This window comes from Salinibacterium sp. NYA9b (assembly GCF_976973725.1).
In genome coordinates, this window is sequence record NZ_OZ333476.1 from 670,504 (window position 1) to 685,483 (window position 14,980).

Below are 14,980 nucleotides of genomic sequence, written 5' to 3' on the forward strand. Positions count from 1 at the left end.
CTACAGCGGGGTCTCTTCGGGCAGTAGTGCGTTCGGCCCCGCCCCGGGTTCTCCGGGCACGCGGGATGCCGCCCGCACGGCCCCGATTGATGCTGCGATCACGAGCGCGATTCCGACTCCCTGAATCAGGGTGATGCTTTGCCCGAGCACGAAGAAGCCAGCGCCGGTCGCGATAGCGGGAGCTAGAGCCATGAGCACCGAGAACGCGGCGGCGGAGATGCGACGCAGTGCGATGAGTTCGAGGGCGTAGGGAATCGCTGATGAACAGATGGCGACCGCGAGGCCGCGCACGAGAATCGATGGTTCAAGCAGAGTGCTTCCGGCCTGCGAGATGCCGAAGGGGAGGCTGATGATCGCGCCGATTGCCATGGCGATAGCGAGGCCATCCAAGCCGGCAAAGACTTGGCCGGTTTTGCGGGACGCCAAGATGTAGCCTGCCCACGACACGGCGGCGGCGAGCGCGAAGGCAACACCGACGGGGTCGAGGGCGCCAACGCTGCCCAGGCTGAGCAGGGCGACACCGGCGAAGGCGAGCACCGCCCACAGCCACGCGCTGGCGCGGCGGGCGACGATAACGGAGAGTACGAGCGGGCCGAGCACCTCAATAGTGACGGTCGCCCCAAGGTCAACGCGCGAGAGAGCTTCGTAGAACAGCAGGTTCATGCCGCCGAGCGAAATACCAAAAATGACCGCCATGATCCACGCGCGCTTCGAGATGGCGCGCAGGTTGGGGCGGGCAATCGCCAGCAGAATCGCGGCGGAGAAAACCAGGCGCAGCGACACCATTCCGGCGGGGCCGACTTCGGGGAACAGCAGCACCGCTACCGAAGCGCCGACGTCCTGAAAGATCAGGCCCAACACCACAAGCATGACAGCGCCGAGGGGCGTTCCCCTCAAGGGCGGACGAGTCGACATAGTGCAACCCTACGACCTCAGAAGGGGTGATCTGCGCGCGAACGGGAGCCGAATTCTGCGCGTTGTGCGCGGGTGGGAGAATGGCCGAGTGATCATTCTTGCGGCGACTCCCATTGGCAACCTTGGCGACGCGTCTCAGCGCCTCATCGAGGCCCTCACGAACGCTGAGGTGATCGCGAGCGAAGACACCCGCACGACCATCCATCTCATGCGCGCTCTCGGCATCGACAACCGGCCGCGGCTCATCCCGCTGCACGAACACAACGAGTCAGAGAAAGCCGCCGAGATCGTCGAGTTGGCCCGTGACGCCGACGTTCTGGTGCTCAGCGATGCTGGGATGCCCGCCATCAGCGACCCCGGATTTCCTCTCGTCTCGGCAGCCGCCGCTGCGGGGGTAACCGTGACAGCTCTGCCCGGACCGAGCGCTGTGCTTACCGCCCTCGCCGTCTCCGGCCTGCCGACTGACCGCTTCAGCTTCGAAGGTTTCTTGCCGCGCAAGGGCCGCGTCGCCTACTTCCGCACCCTCGCGCGCGAAGAGCGCACGATGGTGTTCTTCGAGAGCCCTAACCGTCTGCCCGCGGCGCTCGCCGACCTCGCCACCGCCTTGGGCGATGACCGTCGCGCCGTCGTCTGCCGTGAACTCACCAAGATGTATGAAGAGGTTGCCCGCGGCACCGCCGCTGAACTTGCCGCCAAGTTCAAAGACGGCGCCCGAGGCGAGATCTGTCTCGTCGTCGAGGGTGCGCCGCCCGCGACATCCGATCTCCCGACCGCAGTCACTTACGTGCTCGCGCTGGTCGCCGATGGTGCTCGCCTGAAAGAGGCGGCGACCGAAGTGGCCGAGCAAACCGGGCTCAGCAAGCGCGAACTCTACGAAGCGGCCTTGCGCTCCAAGCCGTAACCTCTCGACTCCAGCTGACGGTCATCCCGCCGCTGAAGCGAGGGATCGTTGTCATCGTGAGCGGTTTAGGCCGCTGACTCGCACGCAACCTTCAACTCGTGGTGGTCTTTCGTGAGCGCCTTCTTTGTTGCTCCGAGGAACAGTAATCCGACCACGCTCATGAGACGTGCCCCGAAGGTGAGCGGTGTCATCGTGAAGCGGTAGTCCAGCCGAGTTCCGCCGTGACTCGGCATGAACAGGTACACACTTTGGTAGTGCATGCCGTGCGACTGCGCATCCACGGTGTACGACACATCCTGCTCGTAGGCCGTCACCCACATCACTTCGGTGGCTTCTTTTCCCGCAAACACGCGGGTCTCACGCCACTTGGTGCCGACAGAGAGTTGCGCAGGGCCCTCAAGAACTTCGAGCGAGAGGATGCCGCTGACTCGGGACGGTGTGCTGTCGAGGTCAGTGAAAATCTCGAAGACGCGTTGCGTTGGCGCATCAATGTGCACGCTTTCGGTGATCTTCATTGAGTCTCCCAAATTCGACGCACGACGTGAAGCTCTCGGCGCATGAGCGGCAGCGTTGCGTAGATGAAGCCTACGACCTTATGCCGCGACGGGCACCTGCGCGTTCGCGTCAGTGACGGTGCTGCTCCTGCGCACGAATCGCTTGAGGGCGACGACGATGAGGGCGGTGACGATGGTTCCGGCAACAATCGCGAGCAGGAACATCGGGAACGGATTGATCGCGAAGAACACGAACACTCCACCGTGCGGCGCCTGCGAGGTAACGCCCGCAGCCATGATGATTCCACCCGTGACGGCACTGCCGATGGCGCTGGCAGGGATCACGCGCAGCGGGTCAGCAGCAGCGAACGGGATGGCGCCCTCCGAGATGAACGAAGCGCCGAGCAACCAGGCTGCCTTGCCGTTTTCCTTCTCGACGGGCGAGAACAGGCGGCGAGCAAGCACGGTGGAGGCGAGCGCCATCGCGAGAGGCGCAACCATTCCTGATGCCATGACGGCGGCCATGATCATCCATGGTGCCTGGTTGTCGATGGCACCGGCACCGAGACCGGCGACAGCAAAGGCGTACGCCACCTTGTTCACGGGGCCACCGAGGTCGAAGCCCATCATGGCTCCCAAGATGAGGCCGAGAACGACAGCGGAGGCGCCGGTCAGGCCGTTGAGGAAATTGTTGAGAGCAACGGTGAGGGAGGCGATCGGTCCGCCAAGGATCAGCACCATGAGGCCGGAGGCGAAGATCGACGCCAGCAGCGGGATCACGACGACGGGCATGAGACCGCGGAACCAAGCTGCGGTCTTGCGCTGAGCAAGCCAGTGCGCGGCGACACCGGCGAGGAGTCCACCGACGATTCCGCCGAGGAAGCCAGCGCCCATGAGGCCAGCGACGGCTCCGGCGGTGAAGCCGGGGGCGATGCCGGGGCGGTCAGCAATCGCGTAGGCGATGTAACCGGCGAGGGCCGGAACGAGGAAGCCCATCGAGGCAGCACCGATCTTGAAGGCTGCAGCGCCGAGGTACGCCGCGAGGCCACCCTCAGGCAAGTTCCAGAGGCTGTTCTGCGCGATGATGTCGCTCGCGGTGTCGGTGATCAGGTAGCCACCAAGCAGGAAGCCGAGAGCGATCAACAGACCGCCACCCGCCACGAACGGAATCATGTAGCTCACACCCGTGAGCAGGGCTCGCTTGACGGTCTGGCCGAAGTGCTCGTCGCTCGTGCTGCTGGTGGCCTCGCTTGCTGCGCTGTCACCGGCAACGCGCGCAGCGTCGGGGTCGCTCGCGGCGGCGAGAGCTTCAGCGATCATCTCGTCTGGCGCGTCAATGCCGCGCTTCACAGGCGACTGCACAAGAGCCTTGCCGGCGAAACGAGCCTTGTCGCGCACATCCACATCCACAGCAAAGATGACAGCGGATGCCGCAGCAATAACCGCAGGATCCAGCGGCGTTGCCCCCGACGAACCCTGAGTCTCGACGTGGAGTTCGACGCCAGCTCGTTCTGCGGCGGCGGCGAGTGAATCGGCGGCCATGTAGGTGTGGGCGATGCCGGTGGGGCACGCGGTGACGGCAATCAACACGGGGCGCGCGGCGCCGTCTGAGCCCGAGGCAGCGGTCGCGGCGGGAGCAGCGTGCTTGGCGGTGCTCGCTGCCCCGGCGGCACCAGCACCAGCAGCAGATCCAGCCCCAGCGGCGGGAGCAGCCTTCTCTTCGGGCGCGGTGGCCTGCTCGACGAGAGCAACGATGTCTTCGCGGGTTTCCGCGGCACGCAGGCTGTCAACGAACTCGGGGTTCACGAGCGACCGGGCAAGAGCGGAGAGAACCGTGAGGTGTTCTTGGTCGGCGCCGGCCGGGGCCGCGATCAAGAAGATGAGGTCGGCTGCAGCATCCGTCGCCCCGAAATCAACGGCGGGCTTCAGGCGTGCCATCACGAGGGTGGGTTCGGTGACGGCTTCTGAACGGCAGTGGGGGATGGCGATTCCGCCGGGAACTCCCGTGTCGGTGAGCTGTTCGCGAGCCCAGGCGTCGTCGAAGAGCGACTCCGCGTTCGTGGCACGGCCCTGTTCGGCGACGAGATTCGTCAGCGCGCGAATGACACTTTCGCGGTCGGTGCCGAGATCGGCATCCAACAACACGAGGTCGGTAGTGATGAGGTGCGACATTGCTTTCTCCTTGTAGGCAGCAGTGGTGATGCTGAGATTTATGGTGCGGTGGGGCGGCTGAGTAAGCGCACGTCAGCGGCGGTGGGGGTGGTGTCTTCGGGGCTCGGCATGGTGCTGCCGGGCAGGGAGGCGGCGGCTGCTCCGTGAGCGACGGCCTGCGCGAGGCGTCGTTCGGGGGCAGCACCGCGCTGGTCGGCGAGAAGGTAACCGGCTAAGGAGGCATCTCCGGCGCCGACGGTGCTCTTGGCCGCCACGGGAGGCATGGTCGCGCGCCACGTCTCGTCGGCGGTCACGAGAAGTGCTCCGCGCGATCCGAGGGTCGCGAGAACGGCACGGCAGCCACGGTGCACGAGCGTGAGCGCGGCGGCGGCCGCGGCATCCGGGTCGTCCTCAAAGGTGTCGGGAAGGCCGGTCATTTCGGCGAGCTCTTCGGCGTTGGGCTTAATGAGGTCAACGCCAACACCCGACTCAATGAGCGCGAGCATGGGGGCACCGGAGGAGTCCACGGCGATGCGCGGGCACGCGCCAGCAGCCGTATCGTCAGCAGCGGCAGCGCGAATGGCTTCAATGACGCGCACATAAAAGTCGTCGCTCAGGCCGGGAGGAAGCGAGCCGGCAAGAACAACCCATTCAGCACGGCGAGCGTGCGAGACGACAAGGTCGATGAGGGCGGCATCGTCATCAGCGGTGAGCTGCGGGCCGGGTTCGTTGATCTTGGTGGTCGTGCCATCGGGCTCGGTGATCGTCACGTTGGAGCGCACGCGACCCGCGATCGGCAGCCCAGCGGTCGGAGTGTGCTCGGCGCGCAGGGCGACCAGCATCGGGTCAGAAGCATCGCCGGGCAGCACAGCAATCGTGTCGAGGCCCGACGCAATGAGCGCTCGCGACACGTTGACACCCTTGCCGCCTGGCTGCTCACTGCTAGCTGCTGAGCGCTGAACTTCGCCGCGGTCGAGAGCAGAGTCGAGCTCGATCGTGCGATCGAGGCTCGGGTTGGCGGTGACGGTGACGATCATGCGATCACCGTTTCGACATCCGCACGCTCGAGCGCTCGAGTGAGATCGTCGTCGGGGGAGTGATCGGTGATGATCGTGTCGACCTCCGAGAGCGACGCGAAACTGATGAGGGTTTCGATGCCGAGCTTAGAAGCGTCGACGAGGGCGATCGCGCGACGCGAACCGCGAGTGAGCGCGCTCTTGACTGCTGCTTCGTCGGGGTCTGGCGTGCTGAAACCAAAGTCGGCGTGAACACCGTTGGCTCCCAAGAATGCGATATCGGGGCGGATGCCCGCCAGCTGGGTGAGCGTGGCGGAACCGACCGCAGCCCCCGTGATGCCGCGCAAGCGACCGCCGATGAGCTGAACCTCAATGTGCGGGCTCTCGCTCACGATGGCCGCAATGGAAATCGAGTGAGTGATGACGGTCAGCGAACCAGTGGATGCCGCGGGCTGCCAGTCACGCAAGTGCTGCGCCAAGCGACTCGTGGTGGTGCCCGAGTCGATGCTGATCGCGCCGGTGAAGGTGGACGGAATAAGGGCCATCGCGGCCACCGCAATGCGCTCTTTGGCATCCGAGTTGCGGTCAGTGCGGGCAGCGACACTTTCCTCGACGCGACTAATCCGAGCCGCCGAGACCGCGCCCCCGTGCACGCGACGCAATACGCCTCGTGCTTCGAGCTGATCGAGGTCTCGACGGACCGTTTCGCTTGACACGTCGAACGTGCGGGCGAGGTCGATTACGGCGACGCGACCAACGTCAGCAAGCGTGCCCTCTATGTGCTGTTGCCGCTCTTCTGCGTACATCCGTAATCTCCAGTGATTGCCAACGCACCCGACTGCGTTTCTGCGAGAGTACGCCTGTTGCCACGGCAATGCAACACAAATACAGAAAAAACCACACACTCCCACATTGGAGAGGCGTGCATCCGACTCCCGACTCGGTCGTGGACTGTCACTGCTGCGCTCTGAACACCCCCGGCGTAATCAATCGACACAGGCGAATAGAATGGGGGCATGTCTGCCGGCGACTCCTTCTACATTGCGACGCCCATTTTCTATGTAAACGACGTTCCCCACATCGGGCACGCGTATACGGAGGTGGCCGCCGACGTTCTTGCGCGCTGGCACCGTCAGCGGGGTGAAGACGCCTGGTTGCTCACAGGCACCGACGAGCACGGCCAAAAGATTCTGCGCACCGCCGTGGCCAACAACACGACTCCGCAAGAGTGGGCCGACCGCCTCGTTGCCGACTCCTGGCAGCCGCTGCTCGAGACGATCGACATTGCCAACGACGACTTCATCCGCACGACTGACGAGCGTCACGAGAAGGCAGTGTCGACCTTCCTGCAGCGCCTCTATGACGACGGCCACATTTATGCCGGCGAATACGAGGGTTACTACTGCGTCGGTTGCGAAGAGTACAAGCAGCTTGATGACCTCGTCACAGCCGCCGACGGCGAATACAAGGGGCAGCTCGTGTGTGCGATTCACTCGCGCCCCGTCGAAATTCTCAAAGAGAAGAACTACTTCTTCCGCATGAGCGACTTCGGTCAGAAGCTGCTCGACCTCTACGAAAGCCAGCCCGACTTCGTGCAGCCCGCGAGCGTGCGCAACGAAATCGTGCAGTTCGTCAAGCAGGGGCTCGACGACCTCTCCATTTCACGCTCCAGCTTCGACTGGGGTGTCAAGGTTCCGTGGGATGAAACCCACGTCGTGTACGTCTGGTTCGACGCCCTGCTCAACTACGTCAGTGCCATCGGTTACGGCGTCGACGACGAACAGTTCGCTAAGCGCTGGCCTGCCGTACAACTCGTCGGTAAAGACATTGCCCGCTTCCACGCGGTCATCTGGCCCGCCATGCTCATGGCCGCTGGGCTACCCGTGCCGCGCGCCGTCTTCGGACACGGCTGGTTGCTCGTCGGTGGCGAAAAGATGTCCAAGTCGAAGCTCACCGGTATCGCCCCGAGCCAAATCACCGACACGTTCGGTTCGGATGCGTTCCGCTACTACTTCATGAGCGCCATCACGTTCGGTCAAGACGGCTCCTTCAGCTGGGAAGACCTGAGCGCGCGCTACCAGTCAGAGCTGGCCAACGGCTTCGGCAACCTTGCCTCGCGCGTTATTGCGATGGTGAATAAGTACTTCGATGGTGAGATTCCGGCGCTCGGTGAGCTGACGGCATCCGACGAAGCGATTATTGCCACCCAGAAGCGTGCGACCGAGCAGTCGAACGCGTTAATTGACACGTTCGCGATCAACGAAGCGCTGGCCTCGGTATGGCAACTCGTGGATGAACTCAACGGGTACATCACCGAACAAGAGCCGTGGGCGCTGTCGAAAGACCCCGCCAACCGCGAACGCCTTGGCACCGTGTTGGCCACGACCGTCAACGGTCTGGGCACCCTCGCGATTTTGCTGTCGCCCGTGCTGCCGAAGGCAACCGAAAAGCTCTGGCAAGCCATCGGTGGTGTGGGTGAACTGCGTGAGCAGCGCATCGACGATGCCACGAACTGGTCGAACACCGGTCGCGTGACCGCGCTCGAATCGTCACTGTTCCCGCGCATCGAAGTGGATGCCGAGAGCGGCACGGCGTGACCGAACCGTTTATTAGGCAGCGTCACCGCAGCGCCGACGATAAAGCCTCTGAGAAGATGCAGTATCCGCCGCTGCCCGAGCCGCTCGAGGGCGTTGTCTACGACAATCACACGCACCTCGAGATCGCTGACGGCGGGCCAGACGGCGCGCTCGACTTCACCGAACACCTCGCGCGCGCAGCCTCGGTCGGTGTGCGTGGCGTCGTGCAGGTTGGCACCGATGTCGCGACGAGTCGCTGGTCGGCTGAACTTGCCGCGACCAACCCGCGCGTTCTCGCTGCGGTAGCGATTCACCCGAACGATGCACCCGAACTCGACGCAGCAGGAGAGTTGGATGCCGCGCTCGCGGCCATCGACGAACTCGCCGCGCTTCCACGAGTGCGCGCCATCGGCGAAACGGGTCTCGACTTCTTCCGCACGGATGACGCGGGTCGCCCCGCGCAGTTCCGTTCCTTTGAAGAACACATTGCGATTGCCAAGCGGCACGGCCTTGCGCTGCAGATTCACGATCGCGACGCCCACGACGACGTCATCGAGACGCTGCTGCGCGTCGGCGCTCCCGAGCGCACGGTCTTCCACTGCTTCTCGGGCGATGCGGCAATGGCGCGCATCGCGGCCGATAACGGCTGGTTCTTGTCGTTCGCCGGCACGGTCACGTTCAAGAACGCGGCGAACCTGCGTGAAGCTCTTTCGGTGATCGATCTCGACCGCATTATGGTCGAAACCGACGCTCCCTACCTCACGCCGCATCCGCTGCGGGGACGGCCCAATGCGCCGTACCTGATGCCGCACACAGTGCGCGCGATGGCAGCCCACCTCGAGATCACCGAGCTCGAGCTTTCGGCTCAGCTCTCCGCCACTACCGAGGCCGTCTATGGTTCGTGGGATACCGAACTTCCCGCCGGCATCGAGGCCGCACCCGCGCGCGGCGACGCGACCGCTGCATCCGTCTCGAGCGCACAGAATGTAGGCACGCGATGAATACTTTGCTCGGTCCCGCCGAAATCCGCGATCTCGCTGATCTGCTCGGCATCCAGCCCACCAAGAAGTTGGGCCAAAACTTTGTCATTGATCCCAACACGGTGCGCCGCATTGTGAAGGCCGCGCACGTCGTCTCGGGTGAGACCGTGGTCGAGGTCGGACCAGGGCTGGGATCGTTGACCCTCGGGTTGCTCGAGACCGGGGCATCCGTCGTCGCTGTCGAAATCGATAAGCGCCTCGCTGCCCAGTTGCCAATCACCGTCAGCCAGATGCAGCCGGATGCTCAACTCACCGTCATCACCGACGACGCGTTGCGCGTCACTGAGCTACCCAACGACCCCCGTGTTTTCGTCGCGAACCTGCCCTACAACGTGTCGGTGCCGGTGTTGCTGCACTTCTTGGAGCACTTCGATTCGCTCGATCGCGGCCTCGTGATGGTGCAGGCCGAAGTCGGCAACCGCGTCGCGGCGGGCCCCGGCAGCAAGGTCTACGGTTCGCCGAGCATCAAGGCTGCCTGGTACGGCGAGTTCTCCACCGCGGGTCTCGTCAGCCGTCAAGTGTTCTGGCCCGTGCCCAACGTCGACTCGGTGCTCGTGCGCTTCGAACGCCGCGAACAGCCCGGCACGATCGACGAACGCAAAGCTACCTTCGCGCTCGTGGATGCCGCCTTCCAGCAGCGTCGCAAAATGTTGCGTCAGTCGCTCTCGAGTCTGTTGGGCAGCTCAACCGCCGCCTCCGATCGTCTCATTGCGGCGGGTGTCGCTCCGACGGCTCGGGGCGAGGAGCTCACGGTGCACGATTTCCTTGCTATTGCCCGCGCGGCGTAGCGCAGCCATTCCGTTTGGTGCCGAACGACGGTAGGTTTACCTCATGTCGGAAGCAACGAACAGCACCCCCAGTGACCGCGACGTTCTAGAAGGAACAGGGCGGCATCCCGATGAGTGGTTTGCTTTTCTCGATATGGCGGGCGCAACCACGTGGCAGCACTCCCAGTTTCTGAGCTGGTTTGAAGCCAATGCTGCTCACGTGAGCAGCGAGTGGGCGGAGTCAGTCACAGCGCGCTATGCGGCGATCCGCGGGCTCACTATTTCCCCGTGATTTCGCTACGGTAACGAGACCCTCACAATTGTGCGCGGGGGCCAGTTATCCCCATCCGGCGCACAGACAGGTCCGCCGCACAAGGTAAGTTTGGTTCATGACTACCGCCCCGGCAGCCTCCACAATGGTTCACGCCCGTGCCCCCGGCAAGGTCAACGTCTTTCTCAAAGTGGGCTCGCTGCTCGACGATGGCTATCACGATGTTGCGATTGCCTATCAGGCCCTTTCGCTGTGTGAAGATGTTCGAGCATTCCACGCCGACGACTTCTCTGTTTCTGTCACGGGAACGGTAAACCTGTCGCGCGTTCCCACCGATGGTTCGAACATTGCGATTCAAGCAGCCCGCCTGCTTGCCCGCCGCACCGGCTACCGCGGTGGCGTTCGTCTCGAGATCGAAAAGCATGTTCCTGTCACCGGCGGCATGGGTGGCGGTTCTGCGGATGCCGCAGCAACCCTCCTTGCCTGCGACGCGTTGTGGGGCACCAACATCTCTCGCGAAGAAATGCTCGGCCTCGCTTCTGAACTGGGTTCCGACGTGCCGTTCGCGCTCACCGGCGGAACCGCGATCGGAACAGGTCGTGGCGACCGACTCAGCCCGGCTCTCGCCAAGGGACAGTTTCAGTGGGTGTTGGCGCTCGCCGACTTCGGGCTCTCCACCCCGGAGGTCTACACCGAGCTCGACCTCCACCGTCAGCGTCACTCTCAAGACATTTTTCCCGCCGAGGTTGCACCAACGGTCGAGACCGATGTGCTGCAGGCGTTGCGCGCCGGCGACCCGCACATGCTCGCCGAATGTCTCCACAATGACCTTCAGGCTCCCGCCCTCAAGTTGCAGCCCTCTCTCGCCGCGGTCATCGAACTTGGCGAAAAGAACGGTGCTCTCGCGGGTGTTGTTTCGGGCTCAGGGCCGACCGTAGCGTTTCTCACAGCCGACCTCGATTCGGCTCTCGAACTGCAGATTGCGCTCAGCGCAGCCCAAATGAATGTGGTGCGAGCAACCGGCCCAGTGCACGGAGCGCGAATCATTAACGCCTAACCGCAGTAGGCTTGCCCGAATGGCACACCTTCTTGGCGCTGAGTCCCTTCATCTTGAATTTCCGACCCGCGTAATCTTCGACAATGTCACCATCGGCCTCGACGAGGGCGACCGTATCGGCATCGTCGGTCGCAACGGTGACGGCAAAACCACCCTTATGCGGATGCTCTCGGGCAAGCTCGACCCCGACGACGGGCGAGTAACCAGACGCAACGGCGTCACTCTCGGCATGCTCGATCAGGCCGATGAGCTCGATGGCACCAAGACGGTGCACGAGACCGTCATTGGCGACATTGATGAGCACGTGTGGGCGGGCGACCCCAAGGTTCGCGACGTCATTGCGGGTCTTGCTGCTGACATCCCATGGGAAGCCAAAGTTGGCGACCTTTCCGGTGGTCAGCGTCGCCGGGTTGCTCTCGCTGCTCTCCTGATTGGTGACTGGGATGTCATCTTCTTGGATGAGCCCACTAACCACCTCGACGTCGAAGGTATCTCGTGGCTTGCGAACCATCTCAAGCGCCGCTGGGGCACTAACGCCGGTGGGTTGCTGGTCGTCACTCACGACCGGTGGTTCCTCGACGAGATTTGTACCGCAACGTGGGAGGTGCACGATCGTCTGATCGAGCCCTTCGAGGGCGGCTATGCGGCCTACATTCTGCAGCGTGTTGAGCGTGACCGCATGGCGGCTGCATCGGAGTCGAAGCGTCAAAACCTCATGCGCAAGGAGTTGGCGTGGTTGCGCCGCGGTGCTCCGGCGCGCACGACGAAGCCGAAGTTCCGCATCGATGCGGCGAATGATTTGATCGAAAACGAGCCGCCCGCCCGCGATAGCGTTTCGCTGTCGTCGATGGCGATGCAGCGTCTCGGCAAGGATGTCGTTGACCTCGAAGACGTCACCGTCACCTATCAGGTCACGGATCCCGCCTCCGGAGCCGCGGGCGAGAAGACTGTACTGAAAGACGTCACCTGGCGCATCGCTCCTGGTGAGCGCACGGGCATCCTGGGTGTCAACGGCGCCGGAAAATCGACGCTGCTATCGCTCGTCTCGGGAACCCTCTTGCCCACCAAGGGTCGCGTCAAGCGCGGTAAGACCATCAAGGTCGCCACGCTCACGCAGCAGCTTGCTGAGCTCGAAGACATTTGGAACGAGCGCGTCAGCACGGTCATCGGTCGCCACAAGAGCACCTATGTCACGGGCGGCAAAGAAATGACGCCGACCCAGATGCTGGAGCGCGTTGGCTTCACAAGCACGCAGCTCTCCACCCCGGTGAAAGACCTCTCGGGTGGTCAGAAGCGTCGCCTGCAGTTGCTGCTCATTTTGCTCTCCGAGCCGAACGTGCTGATTCTCGATGAGCCCACTAACGACCTCGACACCGACATGCTTGCGGCGATCGAAGACCTTCTCGACACCTACCCCGGCACGCTGCTCGTCGTGAGCCACGACCGGTACTTGCTCGAGCGCGTCACCGACCAGCAGTATGCCGTGATGGAGGGCAGCTTCCGCCACCTTCCGCGCGGTGTTGACCAGTACCTCGAATTGCGCACGCAGCAGCTCAAGGGCTCCACGGGGGCAAGCGGCGCTGCCGCTGGTGCTCCGGATGCCACAGCCGCCAAAGCGAAGCCCAAGTTGGGCGGTGCTGAACTGCGCAACTCGCAAAAGGAGCACGCTGCGGCCGGTCGCAAGATCGCCAAGCTGCAGGGGCAGATCGCTGAACTTCACCAGCGCATGGCCGCTCACGACCAGTCAGACTTTGCTGGTCTTGGTGCCCTTGTTGGCGAGCAGCAGGCTCTGCAAGAGGCGCTCGACACCGTCGAGAACCGCTGGCTCGAACTCGACGAACTACTCGCTTAGCGGGCTACCACACCGGTCGGCAGTGCGACGTTGAGACGGAACCCCTCGGGGCCGTTCTCGGCGTTCACGCCGCCACCGTGGGCTTCGACGATGCCGCGCACAATCGCGAGCCCGAGTCCTGCACCGCCTGAACCGCTCGACTCCTGATCGGGAGTGCGGGCTTCGGTGGCACGCCAGCCGATCTCAAACATGTGGCTGAGGTCTTCGCTGGCGACCCCGCTGCCCTGATCGAGCACCGACAGCACGAGGCTCGTGTCGTCGCGCTGGTCGGCACTCACCAGAATCTGCGAGTCTGCCGGCGAGTACCGGATGCTGTTGGTGAGCAGATTCACGACGACGCGAGTGAGCTCGTGGGGGTCGGCCCAGAGCATCCGCCCCTCCACGCCGGCATGGCTGATCTGGATGCCGCGGGCCGCAGCCAGCTGGCTGACGTCGGCAACGGCATCCGACACAATATCGAGCAGCTCAACGTTCTCGGGCCGGAGCTTGAGGGTGCCGCTCTGGATAAGCGACAGCTCGAAGAGGTCATCGACGAGACGATTCATCGTGCCAACCTGGGCGCGAATCTGGCGCAGGTAGTCACTCGGGTCATCCACGACTCCCGCATCGAGGGCTTCGGCGAGGGCGCTGATGCCGGTCAGGGGAGTGCGCAGGTCGTGGGAGATCCAGGCGAAGAACTGGCGGCGCGAGGCGTCGAGGCGAGTGATTTCGTCGCGAGCGGCAGCAAGCCGCTGGGAGGCTTCAGAGAGTTGCACCGATACTTCGGCAACCTCTTTCCACGTGTCGGAGTTGGCCGCAACGACGTCGCCGGCACCAACCTGCGCGACGCTTTCTCGCAGCTTGGCAAACGCCCGCCGAACCGCACGCCCGCTCACGAGGGCCGCACCGAGACTCATGACCGTGGAGATTCCCACGACCCAGAGAACGACCTGCAGATCGTGGGCAGAGAGATACATTTGCGCGGTCACCACCACGGTCGTGAGTGCGATCGACACAATCGCGGCAATCACGACAACAGTGAACTGGAAGGCGATTGAGCGGCGACGCCCGAGCCGCAGAACGAGAAGCGCGACCAGCATGACGACAGCCGTGCAGGCGGCAGCAATGGCGAGAATGAAGAGCAGCTCGCTGGAGTTGAGGATCATGCGGCATCCTTCACGGTGAAGCGGTACCCCTTGCCCCACTCCGTGAGGAGGTAGCGGGGGTAGCGCGGTTCGGGTTCAATCTTTTCGCGCAGGCGGCGAACGTGCACGGTAACGGTGGAGGCCTCGCCAAAGCTCCAGCCCCACACCTCGCGCAAAATATCGTCGCGGCTCAGCACGCGTTCGGGGTTCTGCAGCAGAAAGAGAAACAGCTCGTATTCGCGGGTGGTCAGCGTCATGTCGTGGCCGTCGAGCAAGATCTTGCGATGCGCCGGATCAACCCGAAACTGCCCGAGAGCGAACGGTTCGGATGACACGTGCGAGCTGCGCGTGCGACGCACCATCGCGTCCACCCGCAGCTGCAATTCGCGCAGCGAGAAGGGCTTCGCGATGTAGTCGTCGGCACCGTGTTCGAGACCATCGATGCGTTCTTCGACGGCATCCAGAGCGGTCAACATGATGATCGGCAGTTGCGGGGATTCCGCACGCGCCTGGCGACAGAGTTCGTCGCCCGCGACGCCGGGCAGCATCCGATCGAGAATAAGAACATCGGGCAATGGACCGCGCAAGGCATCGCGGGCCTGAAGGCCATCGCTGATGCCGGTAACGGAATATCCACGTGCGCGCAGAAATTCGGTGACAACCGAGAGCACGGTGGCATCGTCTTCGACGATCATGACGCTCGGCTGGTTTTCCATAACCCCAGCCTAGATTGAGCGGTCGCGGCGTAACGGGTTTCAATTCTTACGCTCTTGAAACATTCGTCATTTTCAGGGATGCCGCGGCTTACCTTCGTAA

14 protein-coding genes are annotated in these 14,980 nt (G+C 63.5%); 7 read left to right on the plus strand and 7 right to left on the minus strand.

Going from position 1 to position 14,980, the window contains the following annotated elements; genetic code table 11:
• Entirely contained in the window at nt 1–870 is an 870-nt protein-coding gene (locus tag ACWFSR_RS03185) for an EamA family transporter (RefSeq protein WP_197108557.1), read from the minus strand.
• 133 nt (nt 871–1,003) lie between these two features.
• Between ACWFSR_RS03185 and rsmI the strand changes: the two genes are divergently transcribed.
• A complete protein-coding gene (gene rsmI, locus ACWFSR_RS03190) occupies nt 1,004–1,816 on the plus strand; it encodes a 16S rRNA (cytidine(1402)-2'-O)-methyltransferase (RefSeq protein WP_197107561.1) in 813 nt (270 codons plus the stop codon).
• 65 nt (nt 1,817–1,881) lie between these two features.
• Here the strand turns inward: rsmI and ACWFSR_RS03195 are convergent, their stop codons facing one another.
• From ACWFSR_RS03195 to ACWFSR_RS03210, 4 genes are all read right to left on the minus strand, one after another.
• Nucleotides 1,882–2,331 carry an SRPBCC family protein gene (locus ACWFSR_RS03195; RefSeq protein ID WP_197110332.1) on the minus strand — a complete coding sequence of 150 codons (450 nt, stop codon included), beginning with the start codon at nt 2,329–2,331 and terminating at the stop codon, nt 1,882–1,884.
• A 78-nt stretch (nt 2,332–2,409) separates the two neighbouring features.
• Nucleotides 2,410–4,482: a PTS fructose transporter subunit IIABC gene (locus ACWFSR_RS03200; protein ID WP_447523058.1), complete on the minus strand. Its 2,073-nt coding sequence runs from the start codon at nt 4,480–4,482 to the stop codon at nt 2,410–2,412.
• Between the two features lie 38 nt (nt 4,483–4,520).
• Entirely contained in the window at nt 4,521–5,498 is a 978-nt protein-coding gene (locus tag ACWFSR_RS03205; protein WP_447523059.1) for a 1-phosphofructokinase family hexose kinase, read from the minus strand.
• Nucleotides 5,495–6,283: a DeoR/GlpR family DNA-binding transcription regulator gene (locus ACWFSR_RS03210; protein ID WP_197107554.1), complete on the minus strand. Its 789-nt coding sequence runs from the start codon at nt 6,281–6,283 to the stop codon at nt 5,495–5,497. The genes ACWFSR_RS03205 and ACWFSR_RS03210 overlap by 4 nt, the downstream gene beginning before the upstream one ends.
• Before the next feature lie 210 nt (nt 6,284–6,493).
• Between ACWFSR_RS03210 and metG the strand changes: the two genes are divergently transcribed.
• The 6 genes from metG to ACWFSR_RS03240 all read left to right on the plus strand — a co-directional run bounded on the left by metG (nt 6,494) and on the right by ACWFSR_RS03240 (nt 13,040).
• Nucleotides 6,494–8,074 (plus strand): methionine--tRNA ligase, encoded by a 1,581-nt coding sequence (gene metG, locus ACWFSR_RS03215; protein WP_197110328.1) that lies wholly within the window; start codon nt 6,494–6,496, stop codon nt 8,072–8,074.
• The gene (locus tag ACWFSR_RS03220) at nt 8,071–9,054 is read left to right on the plus strand and encodes a TatD family hydrolase (RefSeq protein WP_447523060.1); all 984 of its coding nucleotides are present in this window, start codon (nt 8,071–8,073) and stop codon (nt 9,052–9,054) included. The genes metG and ACWFSR_RS03220 overlap by 4 nt, the downstream gene beginning before the upstream one ends.
• Nucleotides 9,051–9,881, plus strand: coding sequence for a 16S rRNA (adenine(1518)-N(6)/adenine(1519)-N(6))-dimethyltransferase RsmA (rsmA, locus tag ACWFSR_RS03225; RefSeq protein WP_197107549.1), 831 nt, complete (start codon nt 9,051–9,053; stop codon nt 9,879–9,881). The genes ACWFSR_RS03220 and rsmA overlap by 4 nt, the downstream gene beginning before the upstream one ends.
• A gap of 43 nt (nt 9,882–9,924) precedes the next feature.
• Nucleotides 9,925–10,152: a 4-diphosphocytidyl-2C-methyl-D-erythritol kinase gene (locus ACWFSR_RS03230; protein ID WP_197107547.1), complete on the plus strand. Its 228-nt coding sequence runs from the start codon at nt 9,925–9,927 to the stop codon at nt 10,150–10,152.
• 97 nt (nt 10,153–10,249) lie between these two features.
• Complete coding sequence (locus ACWFSR_RS03235; RefSeq protein ID WP_197107545.1) at nt 10,250–11,188, plus strand: 4-(cytidine 5'-diphospho)-2-C-methyl-D-erythritol kinase; 939 nt, start codon at nt 10,250–10,252, stop codon at nt 11,186–11,188.
• 19 nt (nt 11,189–11,207) lie between these two features.
• Nucleotides 11,208–13,040, plus strand: a complete 1,833-nt coding sequence (locus tag ACWFSR_RS03240; RefSeq protein ID WP_197107543.1) for an ABC-F family ATP-binding cassette domain-containing protein — start codon at nt 11,208–11,210, stop codon at nt 13,038–13,040.
• On the opposite strand, the gene ACWFSR_RS03245 is transcribed toward ACWFSR_RS03240, so the two are convergent.
• Together ACWFSR_RS03245 and ACWFSR_RS03250 are read right to left on the minus strand one after the other, a co-directional pair.
• Nucleotides 13,037–14,185, minus strand: coding sequence for a sensor histidine kinase (locus tag ACWFSR_RS03245; RefSeq protein WP_447523061.1), 1,149 nt, complete (start codon nt 14,183–14,185; stop codon nt 13,037–13,039). The genes ACWFSR_RS03240 and ACWFSR_RS03245 overlap by 4 nt on opposite strands.
• Entirely contained in the window at nt 14,182–14,880 is a 699-nt protein-coding gene (locus tag ACWFSR_RS03250; protein WP_197107539.1) for a response regulator transcription factor, read from the minus strand. Before ACWFSR_RS03250 ends, ACWFSR_RS03245 begins: the two co-directional genes overlap by 4 nt.
• Between the last annotated feature and the right edge of the window lie 100 nt (nt 14,881–14,980).

Bases quoted from the DNA above. Each gene is read 5' to 3' on its own strand.
- ACWFSR_RS03245 (WP_447523061.1), bottom strand. From the start codon at position 14,185: ATGATCCTCAACTCCAGCGAGCTGCTCTTCATTCTCGCCATTGCTGCC.
- ACWFSR_RS03235 (WP_197107545.1), top strand. From the start codon at position 10,250: ATGACTACCGCCCCGGCAGCCTCCACAATGGTTCACGCCCGTGCCCCC.
- ACWFSR_RS03195 (WP_197110332.1), bottom strand. From the start codon at position 2,331: ATGAAGATCACCGAAAGCGTGCACATTGATGCGCCAACGCAACGCGTC.
- ACWFSR_RS03250 (WP_197107539.1), bottom strand. From the start codon at position 14,880: ATGGAAAACCAGCCGAGCGTCATGATCGTCGAAGACGATGCCACCGTG.
- ACWFSR_RS03230 (WP_197107547.1), top strand. From the start codon at position 9,925: ATGTCGGAAGCAACGAACAGCACCCCCAGTGACCGCGACGTTCTAGAA.
- ACWFSR_RS03200 (WP_447523058.1), bottom strand. From the start codon at position 4,482: ATGTCGCACCTCATCACTACCGACCTCGTGTTGTTGGATGCCGATCTC.
- rsmA (WP_197107549.1), top strand. From the start codon at position 9,051: ATGAATACTTTGCTCGGTCCCGCCGAAATCCGCGATCTCGCTGATCTG.
- metG (WP_197110328.1), top strand. From the start codon at position 6,494: ATGTCTGCCGGCGACTCCTTCTACATTGCGACGCCCATTTTCTATGTA.
- ACWFSR_RS03240 (WP_197107543.1), top strand. From the start codon at position 11,208: ATGGCACACCTTCTTGGCGCTGAGTCCCTTCATCTTGAATTTCCGACC.
- ACWFSR_RS03185 (WP_197108557.1), bottom strand. From the start codon at position 870: ATGCTTGTGGTGTTGGGCCTGATCTTTCAGGACGTCGGCGCTTCGGTA.
- ACWFSR_RS03210 (WP_197107554.1), bottom strand. From the start codon at position 6,283: ATGTACGCAGAAGAGCGGCAACAGCACATAGAGGGCACGCTTGCTGAC.
- ACWFSR_RS03205 (WP_447523059.1), bottom strand. From the start codon at position 5,498: ATGATCGTCACCGTCACCGCCAACCCGAGCCTCGATCGCACGATCGAG.